This window comes from Rhodococcus ruitaii (assembly GCF_055230935.1).
Window position 1 is genome coordinate 1 of the sequence record NZ_JBUYWC010000001.1, and the last position, 17,001, is coordinate 17,001.

Consider the following 17,001-nt stretch of genomic DNA (forward strand, 5'->3'; position numbering starts at 1 on the left):
ACGCGGGGTGATGCCGTTGGCCTGACCCGGTGCGGGAGATCAGCTGACCGCCCACAGGGAGATCAGCTGTCCGCACACAGGGACACGACCTGTCCGCCTACGGGGATGCCCTGATGTCCCTTGACACTGCCTGCTGCTCGCGAATGAACCACGTCACGATGGTCGAGGCGAGGAGGACGGCAGCGCCGCTGAGGAACGACGTACTGTAGCTGCCGGTCGCGTCATGGAGTACGCCACCGATCAGCACACCGAGCGCGGCGAACAATTGGTGGATCAGCCAGGTCGAGCCGAGGATCCCGCCCATGGCGGTGCCCCCGAAGCGATCGGCGATCAATCCGGTGGTCAGCGGGATCACCGGGAACGAGGACAATCCGAAGAGAACGACCGCGAGCAGAAGGAGCTGACCGGTCCCGGCAAAGGCGAGCACGAGGAAGCTCACGATGCGGACCAGGTGCAATACCAGCAAGGGGCGGCGCTTGCCCCATCGCTTGGCGGCCCACTGACCGGTTGCCCACATCGAGGCCGCACTGCACACCGCCACCAGCGCCATCAACCATCCACCGGCAGCGGGCCCGAGTCCCAGCTCCACAGCCAGTTTGGGCATGTGGGTGGTGAACATGTACAGCGAGTAACCGCAGCCCGCGAAACTGAGTGCAATGAGCCAGAACTGGCGATCTGTCAGAGCGCACCGAAGACCAGCGGCAGCTCGCGTCGGTGCCGCTGCCTTCTCCGTGTCCAGCCCGATGTCGCCCGGGCTGTCCCGGGCACCGAACCAGATGGCCGGAGCGATGACGGCGAGCATCACGCAGCCGAGAATCGCGAATGCGGCTTGCCATCCGAACACCGAGATCAGCACTCCGGCGAGCGGCAGAAGTAGTAGTTGGCCGGCGTTGATGCCCATCGAACTGATCGCCAGTGCCTGGGGACGCCGGCGTACGTGCCATCGCGTCACCAGGACAGATGCGGGCATCGAGCTGCATCCGGCGAATCCGATCGCGACGACGACCCCGAAGAGTACGGCGAACTGCCAGAACTCGGTGATGGTCGCGAGAAGAATGTATGCCAAGCCCATCAGGGCGGCGCTGATGGTCATCACCGCTCGTGGTCCCGACCGGTCGATGAGCCGTCCCACGACCGGTTGTGCCAGCCCCCACATGAGGGTGCTCGCTGCGACGGTGCCACTCGTGGCCGCCAGTGACCAACCGAAGTGCCCCATCAGCGGTGGGATGAATTGGCCGATCGCCAGATTCAGCCCGAACGCGCCGGTCAACGAGATGAACGCCACCGCGGTGATGCGTGAGCCCCAGCCGGTGCGCAGCACGGACCCGTCCATGAATCCCCCACCTAATGGTCATCCTGAGTATTTGCATTAGTTCAGGCATCGCAACACGCGAACTAACGTAAGTCAAACGGAGATACCATTAGCTTTATGACGCGACAGCCCAGCCCATCCCTGAAACCCACTGCGGCCGTGCCACTGAGCGGGGAACCACTGGCCCTGGAGTTGGTGAACACCACCTACATCGACGGGGGACGTCGCGGGCATCGTGTCGACGCACTGACCACCACGGATCACCTCACCGCCTGGGTGGCCGCACACACCGCCCAGCTCAGCGGCGAACTCCCCGTGGCTCTTGCAGAACAGGCGTGCACTCCGCGTACCCACGAGCGGTTCCTCTCGCTGCGCGAGGCGCTGCGCAGCTGCCTGCAGTCCGTTGCCGAGGACGCGGTGCCCAGCAGCGACTCGCTCGCGGTCATCAACGAGTTCAGCCGTTACAGTGCATCCCAGCTGGAGATCTCACCCGGGAACCCTGTGGTGGTGACGCGCAACTGGGCAGTCGATGATCCGTGGCTGATCGCGCTCGGTGAGGTCGCGTCCGATGCGTGCGGGCTGCTGACGCCGGATCGGATCCGTGCGGTGCGGGCATGCCCCGCCCCGGGGTGCATCCTCTTTTTCGTCAAGTCCCATCCCCGACGCGAATGGTGCTCGCCGGTGTGCGGGAACCGCGTCAGGGTTGCACGACACGCCCGCACCGGTGGAACGGCGCCAGGGACGACCTGATTCCTCGCCCTCCACGTCCTGCAGGCAGGGAGTTGTCGCCCGCGGCACTGCGGACAGGGTCGCCGGCCTCTCGTTGCGTGCCCAGGCCGTGGACATCCTCGACCGTCGGTAGACACCCACACCTGCCCACTCCGAGTTGGATCCTGCACCGCTGGACCGGCGACGCCGATCCTGCGCTGCTCGGCCACGGGATGGAGGGCTCTGTTTACGAGATCGACCACGATCGTGTCGCGAATATCTGGCTCGGTGAATCGGAAGCATCGCTGTAGCGGATGCGGGTCTTCTACGACGCACTGGCAGCCAAGCCTTTCCGCTTCGAGACTCTGCACCTCCACGAGGTTCACGTCCTCGAGGATCGGTGGGTGACGATCGAGCAGCGGCTGGCCGGCACAACCCTGACGGATCAGCTCGCGGCGGGCCGGGGCCCGGTCCGTGTGTGTCGAGGTGCTGGTCGCGCTCGCCGGGAGCGGGCCGCTACCGCAGGGGTGAGCCCTGTCGGTCATGGACGAGAAGACGCCCCCCCGAACTACGCGTCGTGGGCGAATCCGATCGAGGCGCATTTCGGGGCGCTGCGGCAGTTCACCCTGGCGAACTCGACCCACCCCAACCCGAGGCCGAATCTGAGCATCCGCTCTGGATGCACTTCGAGTGTGTGCATGTGCGAGGATTTTGGACAGTGCTGCCTGATCAGGAGACGTGGGGGATCGGCGAGGCCACGCGGATGGTCACGCCGGGCCTGGAGTTGCTGTATCTGCACCGTTCCACCGGTGACGGCGATGTGTGGCGGCCCGATGAGCAGCGATGGGTGTATCCGATCCTGATGCACCTCATCGACGGCGAGTGGAGAGTACGCAACTTGGGATCGGAACAGGACCCCACCAACACTCCATAGAAGCCCGATCACAGGCGGACCGACCAGGCCATGCCGCAGCACGACGACACCGGGCGCTTTCTCCACCACGCGTAACCGTTCGCCCGAGGAGTGTTTCGGGTGTACCGATTCACTCCGTGCAGCGGGCGTCGGCGCTTGTGTTCGGCCAGTTGGTCACGAAAGCCTGACATTTCCTTGACGGAATACTCCTTGGAGGGAATGCTTGGGATGTGATCGTGGATATGCCGGAGGAGTTCTTCGCCTACCTCGACCGTCTCGAGGAGAAGGTCGACGGCGGGGATCCGCACGCGACGCGGGTACTGGCGTACGTCGCCGGCGCTGGCCGACTTGGCTGCTCTCGATGAGCCGCCGGTGGTTGAGACGCCGGGGCTCAAACGGGTGCGTCAATCGGGTCGGTATCCGGTGTGGCGGACTTCGCACCCGTATCACGAGGGCGTGGCGGTGCGGGTGATCTGCTGGTTCCCACCGGGCAGTGACGTGGTGGTGGTGGTGGCGTTGTTCGCCGGGGACAAGGTGCGGATGGGGGATGTGTTCTACAACAGCGTCGGCCCGCGCGCTGACGTGGCGATCGAACGGTGGATCCAAGAAACCGAAGGTGAGCATCATGAGTGACAAGCGCACATTCCGACGTGGCAACGATCGGATCGCACAGTTGACTGCGAAGACCGCGATTGCCGAGCAGGTCGAACAGGTCCGCGCCGAGACCGCGCAGATGAACCGGGTGTACGTCGAGACTCTCGCCGATATCCGGAAGGCCGGGGCGTTGACTCAGACCGATGTGGCGAAGGCGTTGGGGGTCGAGCAGGCGGCGGTGTCGAAGATCGAACGCCGGCACGATCTGCTGCTGTCGACGCTGCGGGAGTACCTGACGGCGACCGGCGCGGAGCATCCACGGATTGTGGTGGAGAAGGGCGGTGTGGAGGTCAGTCTCGATTTGGATACTTTCACCGTCGGCCGGTAGCCGCGCGCCGGAACGTATCCATCGCGGCGACGAGTCTTCTCCTGTCCGCCGAGAGATCCTGGCGTCGTCGATTATGCAGCTCGGCCACGAAGCACGTTGTTGTCTCGGTGATGTGTCGTTCAGCCAGGCCGAATCCGGTTTCGGGTGCTGCTCGGCGGCGACCGGGACGCATCAGGTGGCACTGCAAGTCAAAGTTGACCCCGTGGCCATCGCGGTCGTCCTTGATGCGCTTGTGCCCTGGAACGTCAAACGCGTGGTTCACCACTGGGGGTCGGCGCCATAACCGGACTACCGCACCCGGTTGGCCGGCCGGGTGCGCGACACTTTGTAGGTGTAGGTCGAGGCTCGCGTGTCCGAGTGGTGCGGTGATGCCGGTCAGGCACTGACCGGCATACGCGTCTGGTTGTGCTGCTGGGGCCAGATGTCGTCGAAGCGGCCACTGGCCTGCTCCGAACGCAGCGTGAGGATGCCGGTGGCGCCGGGAACGTTCCAACGCATGCCGGAGAGTTTCAGTCGGGCCCCGGCGAGGGTTTTGCAGCCAGCTTCGATGACGCCCGAGCCGATGAACAGACCCCGGTCGAGCGTCCCGTCGAGATCACCCCGGAACCGTCACCGGATAACCCTCTGTCCGAGGTCGCCTGACGAACCCAGATCCACAGGTATTGACAATAGCTCCGTCTGCGGCCTGTGAAGTGAACACACGCTCAGCCTCAACAAAACTCGGGACTCGGCACGATCTCGACGTCCCGGACGGTGGCTTTCGGTAGGCAGAGCAGTCGATTGAGTAGGGTGGTGGCGCGCACGGGTCAGCTCCAGTGGGTGGTTTGTGTAGGAGCTTTCGACCCTACGGGTGGCCCGTGCGCCCACCCTCGCTGCTACCCGGCTGTACCGCATGCCCGGTCATCCACATTCAGGGCAGTAGAGCCAAACAATTTTCGGTGTGTCCGCCGCGTCAGCGGACGGGGCCCGCCTCGAGCGTGACATCGGTGGAATGTGATGCTCCTGCCTCGTCGATCCATTCGACGCGCACCTGCTCACCTGGCCGGTGCCGCCGTAGTGCTTCGTCGAGGTCGGTCGTCGACGCGATCCGATCATCGCCGAAAGTGACTATTACGAAGCCTGTTTCCAGGCCGGCTCGGTAGGCGGGGGAGTCGTATGACACCCACAGGATCTCGGCGCCGCGGTCGTGACCCTCGGAGCGGGCGGTAGTGACGCTGACGCCGAGGTGCGGGGTGGGGCCCACATGGACAGTGCCGGAACTGACCCCGCTGCGAACCTGCTCGAGCACATCGAGTGCTTCGCTGATCGGCACTGCGTAGGCCTCCGATGGAGCGTCGCCGGTGTCGATCCCGAGCGTTTCCGCTTGATCGCGGTAGACCGAACCCGCGGTATTGACCCCGACGACCACACCGAACACGTCGACGAGCGGCCCACCGGAATCGCCGGGCCGGATTGCCGCGTCGGTCTGGAGCATGCCGGTGAGCCGGTGGCGGGATCCGTCGGTCGAGTCACGCACCACGACGTTGCGGTCGTGGGCGATGACGGTGCCCGGGGCAGCGACGACCACGCCGCCGCCGTCGGCATTGCCGAACGCGGTGACGAGGGATCCGACGTCCGGTGGGGTGTCGGCGAGGGTGGCGACCGGCAGATCCTGTGCCGCACCGAGTTGCAGGACTGCGATGTCGCGGGTGGGATCGTAGCCGGTGACGGCGACGTCGTAGATCAGTCCGGTTGCGGGGCTGACGGCGGTGATCTCGGTGGCGCCGCTCACCACGTGATGATTGGTCAGGGTCACGCCGTCAGGAGTGAGGACGATGCCGGTGCCCGCGACCCCGCTCCACCCGTGCTGTGCGTCGATGGTGACCACCACCGACTCGGCTCGTGTGGCGAGCTCTTCGAACGACAGTGGTGCCGGGGGTGGTGATGCCGGGGCCGCGATGGGCGCGGGCGGCAGTACTTCGACCTCGACCACCGTGGGTGCGCTCACGAGGAGGCTCGCGGTGGCGGCGAGCACCACCAGCAGCGTCGAGCCAACGCGCCTGGTCACGTTGCGTGGGCCTCCGTTTCCAGATGGTCGACGAGTTCTCGTGCCGCCGCCCGCCCTGCACGGTTGGCGCCGATCGTCGACGCCGAGGGGCCGTAACCGACGAGATGGATTCGGGGGTCACCCTCGACCTGGGTCGCGAGTCTGCCTGTCAGGGTGATCCCGCCGCCCGCGTTGCGCAGATCCAGTGGTGCGAGATGGTCGAGAGAACTGCGAAATCCGGTGCACCACAGAATGACATCGACGTCGAGCTGTGATCCGTCGGGCCACTGCACACCGGTCTCGGTGATCTCCGAGAACATCGGCCGACGCTCGAGGACGCCGCGCTCGCGGGCGGCCCGGATCGCCGGGGTCACCGGCAGTCCGGTGACCGAGACGACGGAGCCGGGTGGTAGGCCTTGTCGCACCCGGTTCTCGACGAGTGCCACTGCAGCCCTGCCGATCTCAGGGGTGAACTCCTCGTTGCGCCACGCTGGTTCGCGCCGGGTGGTCCAGGTGGTCGTGGTGACGCGGGAGATCTCGTCGAGTAGTTGCACCGCCGAGATACCGCCGCCGACGACCAGGACGTGCTTGCCGGTGAACTCGTCGGCGGAGTGGTAATCCTTGGTGTGCAGCTGCCGCCCGCGGAACCGGGTGGCCCCGCGATACCACGGGACGAAGGGATGTTCCCAGGTTCCGGTGGCGTTGATGATGCCCCTGACGGTGTAGATCTCGGAGTCGGTTTCGACACGCAGGTGGTCGGTGCGATCGCAGACCACCGTCACCTGAACCGGGCGGTGGACCGGGAGATCGAACCGTTTTTCGTAGTCCGCGTAGTACTCGGGCACCGCAGCGGCGGCGGCGACGAGGCCGGAGTCGGAACCGACGACGTCGTCGAACGCAGACCCGGGAAGGTCGTGGATGCCGTTGACGGTGCTCAATGTCAGAGACGGCCATCGGTGCTGCCACGCTCCGCCCGGTCCGTAGGCGCGGTCCAGGACGACGAACCCTGCTTCGGGACGGAGGCCGAATCGGCGAAGGTAGTACGCGGACGACAGCCCGGCCTGTCCGGCGCCGATTACGACGACGTCGACGGCTTTCGGGTCGGCCGCGGTGTCCTCGTGCGTCATCGACCCTCCCGGTCGGCTCAGTACATCCAGTGCTGTTGTGTGTCCAGTGCTGTTGTGTGTCCAGTGCTGTGGTGTGTCCAATGATGCCCCGCAATGCGAGGACGTGTGCGGCAACTGTGCAGGGAGGCGGGCCGGCGTCCGGAACGCCGGGTTCACGTTCGCGCGACGACCAATAATGTGATATCACTTTAATATCTTCAAGGTATCGGGAGGGAACGTCATGGACACACCGGACACATTCACCGTCGAGCGACCGGGTCGCTCGTCCAACGGCTGGGCCGTGCTCGTCGCGGGCCTCGTCGTCGACCTCGCCGCGATAGGACTGATCGTGTGGAGCGCGATCGAGATCAACGTTCCCCTGATCGTCATCGGCGCGGTGATCTTCGTGGTCGCCACCGTGTTTCTCGCTGGCCTGGTGCTGGTGGAGCCCAACGAAGCTCGCGTCCTGCAGCTGCTCGGCGGCTCGTATTCGGGGACATTGCGCGAACCCGGCCTGCGATGGATGAACCCACTCAACTCGCGGCGCAAGATCACCACCCGCATCCGCAACCACGAAACGGGCAAGGCGAAGGTCAACGATGCCGACGGCAATCCCATCGAGATTTCCGCGATCATCGTCTGGCAGGTCGAGGACACTGCCCGCGCAGTATTCGACGTCGACGACTTCGAAGAGTTCGTCGCCGTCCAGACCGAAGCCGCCGTTCGTCACATCGCAGGCAGCTACCCGTACGACGGCTCCGCCGAGGTGATGTCGTTGCGTCAGAACGCCGACGAGATCACCACCAAGTTGTCGGACGAGGTCCACGACCGCGTGCAGTCGGCAGGGGTCCGCATCATCGAGACCCGGATCAACCAGCTCGCGTACGCGCCGGAGATCGCGCAAGCCATGCTGCGCCGGCAGCAGGCCGGCGCGGTGATCGCCGCGCGCGAGCAGATCGTCCAGGGCGCCGTCTCCATGGTCGGCAGCGCACTCACCCGGCTCGAGGCCGAGCACACCGTCGAACTCGACGAGGAACGCAAGGCCGCGATGGTCTCCAACCTCCTCGTCGTCCTCTGCGGCGACCAGGGTGCGCAGCCCGTCGTCAACACAGGTTCGCTCTACCAGTAGGACGACGGCATGGCCGAACGTAAGAAGGTGCTGCTGCGGCTCGACCCCGCGGTTCACGATGCCCTCGCACGGTGGGCCGCGGACGAACTGCGTAGCACCAACGCGCAGATCGAGTTCGTTCTCCGTCGCGCTCTGACCGATGCCGGGCGGATGCCACGCGAGGCCGGGCGGATCCGAGGGCCCGGCCGTCCCCGAGTCGACGAGGACGAATGACTCGGCGTTCCGGTGGGAAGTGACCGTCCGAACCGCCCACGCACGCGTTCCGTAGCGGATAGTTTGTCCGGAGGCGCCTCGCTCATTCGGCGAGGAGCCTCCGGAAGGTGACGTCAAGAGGTACGCCGTGGATTTGTGGGGTTATGTCCAGGGACGCGAGCAGACCCTGCTGTTCCTGACCTACCAGCACGCCTCCCTTGCGTTCCAGACGGTCCTCGTCGGCAGTGTCGTCGCACTCGCGATCGGCATTGCCGTCTACCGCCTTCCAGTGCTGTCGTCGCTCACGCTCACCGGTAGTCGTGTGGCGCTGACCATCCCGTCTCTTGCCCTGCTCGCGCTGCTGATCATCCCGTTCGGGCTCGGCGTCACCCCCTCGTTCGTGATGCTCGCGTTCTTCGCCGCGATGCCGGTGATCGGCAGCTCCGTAGTGGGGCTGCGGTCCGTGTCGCCTGCGGTGGTCGAATCCGCGCGGGGGATCGGTCTTGCGCGATGGCGGATACTCGCATTCGTCGAACTGCCGATCGCATGGCCGGTCATCCTCAGCGGAATCCGCGTCTCGACCCAGATGGTCGTCGGTGTCGCGGCAATCGTCGCCTACGTGCTCGGCCCGGGGCTGGGCTCGCTGATCTTCAACGGACTGGCTCGTCTCGGCGGAACCAACGCTGTGGAAATGGCACTGACCGGGACCATCCTCGTCGTCCTCGTGGCCCTTGCCTTCGACGCACTGCTCGTACTCCTCGGGCGCCTGACAATTCCGAAGGGACTCTGATGGCGGATCAGCGCATCACCGGCACTTCGATACGTCTCGACGGCGTGGTCAAACGCTATCGCGGACAGGAGAAGCCAGCCGTCGAACGGCTCGACCTCGACATCGAGGCCGGCGACATCGTCGCCTTCGTGGGGCCGTCCGGATGCGGGAAGACCACCACCCTGAAGATGATCAACCGGCTGATCGAACCCACCGAGGGCCGCATTCTCATCGGCGACCGCGACGTCACCGATGAGAATCCTGACCGGCTCCGGCAGTCGATCGGCTACGTGATCCAATCGGGCGGCCTCTTTCCGCACTGGTCCGTCGCAAAGAACATCGGCGCGATTCCTCGTGTTCTGGGTTGGAGTCGCGCGAAGATTGCCGAACGCACCGAGTATCTCCTCGAACTCGTCGGCCTCGATCCGGGCACCTACGCCGACCGGCTCCCCCGAGACATGTCCGGCGGACAGCAACAGCGTGTCGGTGTCGCCAGGGCGCTCGCAGCGGACCCACCGGTGCTGTTGATGGACGAGCCGTTCGGGGCGGTCGACCCGCTCACCCGGGTCCGCCTGCAGGACAGCCTCCTGTCGATCCAGCAGGAGCTGGGAAAGACGATCGTCCTGGTCACGCACGATTTCCAGGAAGCGACGAAACTCGGCGACATGGTGCTCATCCTGTCCGAAGGTGGGCGCATCGAGCAGTACGCCACACCTGCGGAGATCCTCGCCGACCCGGCCACGCCCTTCGTCGAGGAGTTCGTCGGGTCCGGTGCCACACTCGCGCAGCTCACCCTCACGAGGGTGCGCGACGTCGACTACGAACAGGTGGTCACCGCATCCGTCGGCGAGAACGCCGACGAAGTGGCGGCTCGTGCCCGCGCTGCGGGGCACGACTGGATCGTCGTTGTCGACGGACGAGACAGACCGCGTGCGTGGCCCACCCTCGCCGAGGTCGCCACGAAACCGCAGATTTCCGATTACGTCGACGCGAGACTTCCGGTGGTGAGCGAATCGTCGACGCTCAACGATGCGCTCGACTCGATGCTCGCCGCGAGTCAAGGCGGGGTTCTCGTCACCGACGGTCGCGGTGTGATGCGGGGAGCGCTGCGAATTGACACGGTGATGGCGGTGATCCGCGCGAACACGGCCGAGGTGAGATCGGATGACGAGGAGCCCTCGTACGTCTCGCACGAAGAGGGCCGGCACCGGGAGGGCGCGTGACCTCCGCGAGACGTGTGCCGGTGGACGTCTGGATCGAGCCACTGATCATCGTCGTGGTCGGTGCCGGCTACCTGTACTGGTATCTGACGTCGTCGTTCACCGAAACCGAGCAAGCGGCGCTGGGGTGGGACAACCTGCGCGCGACCATCGTCGACCACATCGTGCTGACTGTGGTGGCGGCGATCATCGTGATTTTGATCGCCGTGCCTCTCGGGATCCTGCTGAGCCGCGACTCGATGCGGTGGCTCAACCCGGTCGTTGTCAATGCGGCCAACGTCGGACAGGCCGCCCCGGCCGTGGGATTGCTCGTCCTGTTCACGATGTGGCTCGGCACCGGATTCCGGACCGCGGTGATCGGTCTCGTCGTGTACGCGATTCTTCCGATCCTCCAGAACACGATCGTCGGGCTGCGGCAGGTGGACAGGCGGGTGATCGAGGCGGCCCGAGGCATCGGGTTCTCCGGCGCGCGCACCCTGGTGCGTGTCGAGTTACCGCTCGCAGTCCCGATCATTCTCAACGGCATTCGAACCGCGCTGGTCATCCTGGTCGGAACAGCGACACTGAGCACTTTCATCGGGGCGGCCAGCCTGGGGACACTGATCACCACGGGAGTCACGCTGTTTCTTCCCGCTCTGCTCGTCTCAGGCGCGATCCTCGTGGCACTGCTGGCGCTGATCATCGATTGGCTGGGCAGGCTCGTCGAGTTCGCCGCGACACCGCGAGGTCTCTCGTGATCCGGCGCAGTACGCGGGTGCTTGCCTGTGTGGTCTGTGTGGTGACTCTCGCTGCATGTGGCCTGGTCAGCTCGTCGGGCACGTTCCGGAAAGCCGCACTGCCCGACGGCAGTGAGCCCTTGGCTGGAGCCTCGCTGGTCGTCTCGTCCAAGAGTTTCACCGAGGGCGTCCTCCTCGGCAAGATCACGGCCACCTACCTTGCCGCCGCCGGTGCAGACGTGTCCGACCTCACGGGCGCACCCGGATCGGCCTCGTCGCGTCAGGCGCTGCTGAACGGCGATGTCGACATCGTCTGGGAGTACACCGGTACCGGATGGGTGACCTATCACGGACAGACCGAGACGATCACCGATCCGGACGAACTCTGGGAGCGGGTCCGGGAGATCGAAAAACAGGAATACGACCTCGACTGGCTTCCGCCGGCGAATTTCAACAACACCTACGCGTTCGCCGCGTCTTCCCCGACCGCGGAGCGACTCGGTGTGCAGCGCCTGGAAGACATCGCGAGCCTTCCGATCGAGGAGCGTACGTTCTGCGTGGACGACGAGTTCTTCAGCCGCCCCGATGGTTTCGTACCGATGCTCGAGGCATACGGGATTCCGTTCAACGACCCGAACGGGGTTCCTGCCGGGAACGTGACCAGGATGGACACGGGCGTGATCTACACGTCCACCGCGTCGAGTGAGCCCTGCAATTTCGGGATGGTCTACACCACCGACGGCCGGGTGCGGAACCTCGACCTCGTCGTCCTCGAAGACAACCGGAGTTTCTTTCTGCCCTACAGTGGAACCGCGGTGGTCCGCGGAGAGGTCCTGGCAGCGCATCCGGCGATCGCCGACCTCATGGGCACGCTCTCCGAGCGGTTGACCGAGGGCGTGCTGCAGGACCTCAACGGCCGGGTCGACATCGAGGGGCACGAGCCGTCCGAGGTCGCGTACGAGTGGTTGATCGCCGAGGGACTCGTCTCATAGAACGCGCGGGCGAAACGCACTCGGACCGGTGAAATTCTCTGGGCGAATCATGATCGTTCCCGCTAGTGTCGTTGAGGTGAAGACGTCATGCTGATCCGCCTGATCGTCACCTACCTGCCGCGATATCGTGTGAACGTCGCGGCGGTGGTGATTCTGCAGTTCGTGGCAACGGTCGCGATGCTCTATCTGCCGACGCTCAACGCCGACATCATCGACAACGGTGTCGCCAAAGGCGACACCGGATACATCCTGCGTATCGGCGGCTGGATGTTTGCGGTGGCATTCGTGCAGTTGTTCTGCATGGTGTCCGGGCAGTACTTCGGTGCCCGAGGTGCGCTCGCCGTGGGACGCGACCTGCGTCACGATCTGCTGCACCGGGCAAACACCTTCTCGGCGCGCGAAGTCGGCATGCTCGGTGCACCGTCGTTGATCACCCGTACCACCAACGATGTCCAGCAGGTTCAGCTCCTACTGGTGATGAGTTCGTTCATCCTGGTCACGGCACCGATCATGTGTATCGGCGGGATCGTCATGGGGATTCACGTCGCGGCACCCATGGCGTGGGTACTCGTGGTGGCGGTGCCCATTCTCGGGGTCACCATGGCACTGATCATCCGGGTGATGGTCCCTGGATTCCGGGTGATGCAGGAACGGCTGGACAGCGTCAACCGGATTCTGCGGGAGCAGATCACGGGGATCCGCGTGGTCCGCGCCTTCGTTCGGGAACGGTACGAAGCCGACAGGTTCGAGGTTGCCAACGACGAACTCGCGGACGCGAGCCTGCGCGTCGGACGGATGATGGCGTTGATGTTCCCCGTGGTCATGGGGATCACCAACGTGACCATCGTCGCGATCATCTGGGTCGGCGGGCACGAGATCTCCGACGGCAGTGTGGAGATCGGCGCCCTGAGCGCGATGATCAGCTACGTCATGCAGATCATGATGTCGGTCATGATGGCGTCGTTCCTTGCGATGATGGCTCCGCGAGCAACTGTGTGCGCAGAGCGGATCGGTGAGGTCCTCGCGACCGAAACCTCGGTGGTGCGGCCGGCCGAACCGATCGGGTTCGACGCGGATCCGGCCACCGTGGAGTTCCGAAGCGCACAGTTCCGATACCCAGGCGCCGACAGTCCGGTCCTGGACGGCATGACCTTCCGCGTCGACCCCGGCACCACCACCGCGGTCATCGGGTCGACGGGTTCGGGCAAGACGACCCTGATCGGATTGGTGCCGCGCCTGATCGACGTCACGGACGGCGCAGTCCTGGTCGGTGGTACCGATGTCCGTCATCTCGATCCCGACGTACTGCGGGCGGAGATCGGACTGGTGCCGCAGCGTGCCTACCTGTTCTCCGGCACCGTCGCCTCCAATGTGCGTTACGGGAAGCCGGATGCCACCGACGACGAGGTCTGGGAGGCACTGCGCATCGCGCAGGCCGACGAGTTCGTCCGCGCGATGCCGCAGGGACTGGACACCCCGATCGCACAGGGCGGCACGACGGTCTCGGGTGGTCAGCGACAGCGCCTGGCGATCGCGCGGGCGCTGGTTCGACGGCCGTCGATCTACCTGTTCGACGACGCGTTCTCGGCTCTGGACCTGTCGACCGATGCGCACCTGAGGGCTGCGCTGCGGCCGGTGATCACCACCTCGGCCGTGATCATCGTCGCGCAACGCGTGTCGACGATCATGGACGCCGACCAGATCGTGGTGCTCGATCGTGGACGGATCGTCGGGTTGGGGCAGCACGACGAGCTGCTCGACTCGTGCGAGACCTACTCCGAGATCGTCCGGTCGCAGCTCGCCGTCGAGGAGCGGTCGTGACCGGCCCGGGCGGCAGGCAGCCGCTGGGTGCCCCGGTGCAGAAGGCGCGTTCCTTCCTGCCGTCAATGAAGCGGCTCCTGCACCTGCTCGTGTCGTATCGCGGCTTCATGATCGTGATCCTGACCGCGACCGTCGGATCGGTGATCCTCACGGCGATCGCGCCGCGGATCCTCGGCCACGCCACCGACCTGATCTTCAACGGTGTCATCGGCCGGATGCTCCCGGCCGGCACCACCAAGGAACAGGCAGTCGCCGACCTCCGAGCGCAGGGGCAGGACACCTTCGCCGACATGGTCGGGTCGATGGACCTCACCCCCGGTGTCGGCATCGATTTCACCGCCGTCGGGCAGGTGCTGTTGACGGTCCTCGCCCTGTACGTGGGATCGGCGCTGCTGGCGTGGGTCGGTGCCTATCTGCTCAACATCGTCGTCGTCGGCACCATCAAGCGATTGCGTTCCGATGTCGAGGAGAAGGTGCATCGTCTGCCACTGCACTACTACGACACGACGCCGCGCGGGGATCTGCTCAGCCGCGTCACCAACGACCTCGACAATCTGTCGCAGAGCCTGCAGCAGACCGTCTCGCAGGCCCTGAACTCGGTGCTGACCGTCATCGCGATCCTGATCATGATGCTCTCGATCTCACCTCTGCTCACGCTCATTGCGCTGGTGGTGATCCCGCTGTCGATCGTCGCGACCGTCCTGATCGCCCGGCGATCCAAACCGCACTTCTCCGCGCAGTGGTCGTCCACCGGCAAGCTCAACGCGCAGGTCGAAGAAGCGTTCACCGGGCACGAACTGATGTTGGCGTTCGGCAGGCAGCAGGAGGTCGAAGACGAGTTCGACACCCGCAACGACAAACTCTACAACTCGAGCTGGCGCGCCCAGTTCATCTCCGGCCTGGTGCAGCCGACCATCATGTTCCTGGGCAACCTGAACTTCGTCGCGGTGGCGGTCGTGGGCGGCCTCCAGGTCGCGTCCGGCTCGATCAGTCTCGGGTCGGTGCAGGCATTCATTCAGTACTCGCGTCAGTTCACCCAGCCGCTCGCCCAGATCGGCTCGATGGTCAACCTTCTGCAGAGCGGAGTGGCCTCGGCAGAGCGGATCTTCGACATCCTCGACGCCGAGGAACAGAGCACAGATCCGGCCGACCCGCAGACCCCCTCGACGAACTGCGGGCAAATCGAATTCGACGACGCGTCGTTCCGCTACGTACCCGACAGGCCGCTCATCGAGAACTTGTCGCTGGTGGCCGAACCCGGGCACATGATCGCAATCGTGGGACCGACCGGCGCAGGCAAGACCACCCTCGTCAACCTCATCATGCGGTTCTACGACGTCGACTCGGGAACGATCCGCGTCGACGGGGTCGATTCACAGCGCATGACTCGCGACGACCTGCGCGAGCGTACCGGAATGGTTCTGCAGGATTCGTGGCTGTTCGGCGGCACCATCTACGAGAACATCGCCTACGGCGACCCGACCGCCACCCGCGACGAGGTGATCGAAGCCGCCGAACTGAGCCACGTCGACCACTTCGTGCGTGCCCTGCCCGACGGGTACGAGACGATGCTCGACGAGGAAGGCGGCGGCGTCAGCGCCGGGGAGCGACAGCTGATCACGATCGCACGGGCCTTTCTCGCCAAGCCCGTCGTGCTCATCCTCGACGAGGCGACCAGCTCCGTCGACACCCGCACCGAACTGCTGATCCAGCAGGCGATGGCCACATTGCGCACCGATCGGACGAGTTTCGTCATTGCACACCGGCTTTCGACGATCCGTGATGCCGACGTCATCGTCGTCATGGAAGACGGGCGCATCGTCGAGCAAGGCAACCACGAGCAGCTTCTTGCAGTCCGCGGTGCTTACTATGACCTGTACGTCAGTCAGTTCACCGGCCCGGTCGAGACCGTGGAAGATCCCGGCCCAGCGACGGCCATCGAACAGGCATGACGAGCGGGGCCGAACACGGCTGATCGACATCGCTGCCGAGTGAATTGCTGCCGAGTGATCTGTCAGCGCCTGCTCGGCGCAACCGACAGCACCGACTCAGTGGGTAGTCGCGGCGTCGGTGCCGGCCGGCCTTGCGACGCGGCGACCCCGATGCGGACCAGAGCCTGCGGGTGCCCGCCGTCGGGGGCGAGCCCAGCGATGATCTCTCGGCTGCCTGCAAGCTCGGTTACGTGGGTCAGCGGGCACGACGCCAGACGATCCGCCGTCGCTTCGAGGAGCAGCGCCGAGAGCATCCGGCCCGCGGCCAGCCACGCGTGCCGTTCGTCCGTCGGGGTGCTGACCAACAGGACGGTCGAGGCGTCGGACTGGTCGGCTGTATCGGACTGGGAGGTTCTGCTGCCGACGGGAAATCGGCGTCCGACATCGACCCGGCGGTGTTGCTCGGCGGTCACCAGCGCCTCGCGCGGGATGCCCAGAGTGTTCGTGGTGTGCCCGGCCCACCAGTGCAGTTCCTCCTGATACGAGGTGTCGTAGCGGCGGAGTGCAGCGCTGCGCGCGGTCGCGTCGGCCAATATGGCACGTGCCGCCGGTGACAGGATCGTCACGGTGGCGTCGCCGGGCCCGGCGTTCGACACCACGTCGAGCGTCGTGGCGTGGTCGGGTGCCCCGAGGGGTCGCCGGTCGGAAAACCGTCGCCGGATGGCCGCGACGAGATCGAAATCATGCGAGGCAGGGCGGGCGCTGTGCCCGAAGCGAACGGTGGCGAGGTGATCGGAATGTGCGCCGTCGGGAAGACGGCGAACGTCGGTCGACCATTTCAGGGCGGTGAATGCGACCTGCAGGTGATGCAAGGCGGCGCCGCAACTGATGACGAGTTGCCTGCCCGACGGGTCGACGGCCTCGAGCATTCGCGTCGCGTCGCCGTGGAGGTGGAGTGCCCCCGCCTCGTATCGCCAGTGCCACGGTTGGCTGTTGTGCACCGACGGCGCCCGGCACGCGAGATCCACGGCCATCCGCACGACGTCGAAATCGGGAATCTGGGTGCTCATGATCGCTCCCCCGGTTTGTCTGACCCGTCCGGTCTGGCCCCTATTGTTCGCCGTCGGTGTCGCCAGGTCCAGGGACAATGGCCATCGACTCCATCACCGTGTACGTAGTGGTGG

At 65.4% G+C, this 17,001-nt stretch carries 18 protein-coding genes and 1 pseudogene; 14 read left to right on the forward strand and 5 right to left on the reverse strand.

From position 1 onward, the window contains the following. Positions 1-97 precede the first annotated feature (97 nt). Positions 98-1,333 (reverse strand): MFS transporter, encoded by a 1,236-nt coding sequence (locus ACZI8W_RS00005; protein ID WP_463366425.1) that lies wholly within the window; start codon positions 1,331-1,333, stop codon positions 98-100. Between the two features lie 96 nt (positions 1,334-1,429). On the opposite strand from ACZI8W_RS00005, the gene ACZI8W_RS00010 reads away from it, so the two are divergent. The 6 genes from ACZI8W_RS00010 (at position 1,430) to ACZI8W_RS00035 (ending at position 3,915) form a co-directional block, all read left to right on the forward strand. Then, positions 1,430-2,062 (forward strand): CGNR zinc finger domain-containing protein, encoded by a 633-nt coding sequence (locus ACZI8W_RS00010; RefSeq protein ID WP_463366426.1) that lies wholly within the window; start codon positions 1,430-1,432, stop codon positions 2,060-2,062. A 77-nt stretch (positions 2,063-2,139) separates the two neighbouring features. Continuing rightward, positions 2,140-2,331, forward strand: coding sequence for a hypothetical protein (locus ACZI8W_RS00015; RefSeq protein WP_463366427.1), 192 nt, complete (start codon positions 2,140-2,142; stop codon positions 2,329-2,331). A 407-nt stretch (positions 2,332-2,738) separates the two neighbouring features. After that, complete coding sequence (locus ACZI8W_RS00020) at positions 2,739-2,954, forward strand: hypothetical protein (RefSeq protein WP_463366428.1); 216 nt, start codon at positions 2,739-2,741, stop codon at positions 2,952-2,954. A gap of 215 nt (positions 2,955-3,169) precedes the next feature. Beyond that, positions 3,170-3,298 (forward strand): hypothetical protein, encoded by a 129-nt coding sequence (locus ACZI8W_RS00025; RefSeq protein WP_463366429.1) that lies wholly within the window; start codon positions 3,170-3,172, stop codon positions 3,296-3,298. Positions 3,299-3,305: 7 nt separating this feature from the next. Then, complete coding sequence (locus ACZI8W_RS00030; RefSeq protein WP_463366430.1) at positions 3,306-3,566, forward strand: hypothetical protein; 261 nt, start codon at positions 3,306-3,308, stop codon at positions 3,564-3,566. Further along, the gene (locus tag ACZI8W_RS00035) at positions 3,559-3,915 is read left to right on the forward strand and encodes a helix-turn-helix domain-containing protein (protein WP_463366431.1); all 357 of its coding nucleotides are present in this window, start codon (positions 3,559-3,561) and stop codon (positions 3,913-3,915) included. The genes ACZI8W_RS00030 and ACZI8W_RS00035 overlap by 8 nt, the downstream gene beginning before the upstream one ends. A gap of 375 nt (positions 3,916-4,290) precedes the next feature. Here the strand turns inward: ACZI8W_RS00035 and ACZI8W_RS00040 are convergent. The 3 genes and pseudogenes from ACZI8W_RS00040 to ACZI8W_RS00050 form a co-directional block, all read right to left on the reverse strand. Further along, positions 4,291-4,491, reverse strand: a pseudogene (locus ACZI8W_RS00040) (ISKra4-like element ISHoc2 family transposase); the annotation flags it as partial. 376 nt (positions 4,492-4,867) lie between these two features. After that, positions 4,868-5,962, reverse strand: coding sequence for a S1C family serine protease (locus ACZI8W_RS00045; RefSeq protein ID WP_463366432.1), 1,095 nt, complete (start codon positions 5,960-5,962; stop codon positions 4,868-4,870). Next, complete coding sequence (locus ACZI8W_RS00050) at positions 5,959-7,068, reverse strand: NAD(P)-binding domain-containing protein (protein ID WP_463366433.1); 1,110 nt, start codon at positions 7,066-7,068, stop codon at positions 5,959-5,961. Before ACZI8W_RS00050 ends, ACZI8W_RS00045 begins: the two co-directional genes overlap by 4 nt. 220 nt (positions 7,069-7,288) lie before the next feature. Between ACZI8W_RS00050 and ACZI8W_RS00055 the strand changes: the two genes are divergently transcribed. The 8 genes from ACZI8W_RS00055 (at position 7,289) to ACZI8W_RS00090 (ending at position 15,838) form a co-directional block, all read left to right on the forward strand. Continuing rightward, positions 7,289-8,176 carry an SPFH domain-containing protein gene (locus ACZI8W_RS00055; protein ID WP_463366434.1) on the forward strand — a complete coding sequence of 296 codons (888 nt, stop codon included), beginning with the start codon at positions 7,289-7,291 and terminating at the stop codon, positions 8,174-8,176. 9 nt (positions 8,177-8,185) lie between these two features. Then, entirely contained in the window at positions 8,186-8,389 is a 204-nt protein-coding gene (locus ACZI8W_RS00060) for a type II toxin-antitoxin system antitoxin (RefSeq protein ID WP_463366435.1), read from the forward strand. Between the two features lie 127 nt (positions 8,390-8,516). Beyond that, positions 8,517-9,158, forward strand: a complete 642-nt coding sequence (locus tag ACZI8W_RS00065) for an ABC transporter permease (RefSeq protein WP_463366436.1) — start codon at positions 8,517-8,519, stop codon at positions 9,156-9,158. Further along, entirely contained in the window at positions 9,158-10,360 is a 1,203-nt protein-coding gene (locus tag ACZI8W_RS00070; protein WP_463366437.1) for an ABC transporter ATP-binding protein, read from the forward strand. Before ACZI8W_RS00065 ends, ACZI8W_RS00070 begins: the two co-directional genes overlap by 1 nt. Next, on the forward strand, positions 10,357-11,094 hold the full coding sequence (locus ACZI8W_RS00075) for an ABC transporter permease (protein WP_463366438.1): 738 nt from the start codon (positions 10,357-10,359) through the stop codon (positions 11,092-11,094). Before ACZI8W_RS00070 ends, ACZI8W_RS00075 begins: the two co-directional genes overlap by 4 nt. Continuing rightward, the gene (locus ACZI8W_RS00080) at positions 11,091-12,065 is read left to right on the forward strand and encodes a glycine betaine ABC transporter substrate-binding protein (protein ID WP_463366439.1); all 975 of its coding nucleotides are present in this window, start codon (positions 11,091-11,093) and stop codon (positions 12,063-12,065) included. Before ACZI8W_RS00075 ends, ACZI8W_RS00080 begins: the two co-directional genes overlap by 4 nt. An 87-nt stretch (positions 12,066-12,152) precedes the next feature. Then, positions 12,153-13,886 (forward strand): ABC transporter ATP-binding protein, encoded by a 1,734-nt coding sequence (locus ACZI8W_RS00085; RefSeq protein ID WP_463366440.1) that lies wholly within the window; start codon positions 12,153-12,155, stop codon positions 13,884-13,886. Continuing rightward, positions 13,883-15,838, forward strand: coding sequence for an ABC transporter ATP-binding protein (locus ACZI8W_RS00090; RefSeq protein ID WP_463366441.1), 1,956 nt, complete (start codon positions 13,883-13,885; stop codon positions 15,836-15,838). Before ACZI8W_RS00085 ends, ACZI8W_RS00090 begins: the two co-directional genes overlap by 4 nt. A 62-nt stretch (positions 15,839-15,900) precedes the next feature. On the opposite strand, the gene ACZI8W_RS00095 is transcribed toward ACZI8W_RS00090, so the two are convergent. After that, complete coding sequence (locus ACZI8W_RS00095) at positions 15,901-16,887, reverse strand: Acg family FMN-binding oxidoreductase (protein ID WP_463366442.1); 987 nt, start codon at positions 16,885-16,887, stop codon at positions 15,901-15,903. Between the last annotated feature and the right edge of the window lie 114 nt (positions 16,888-17,001).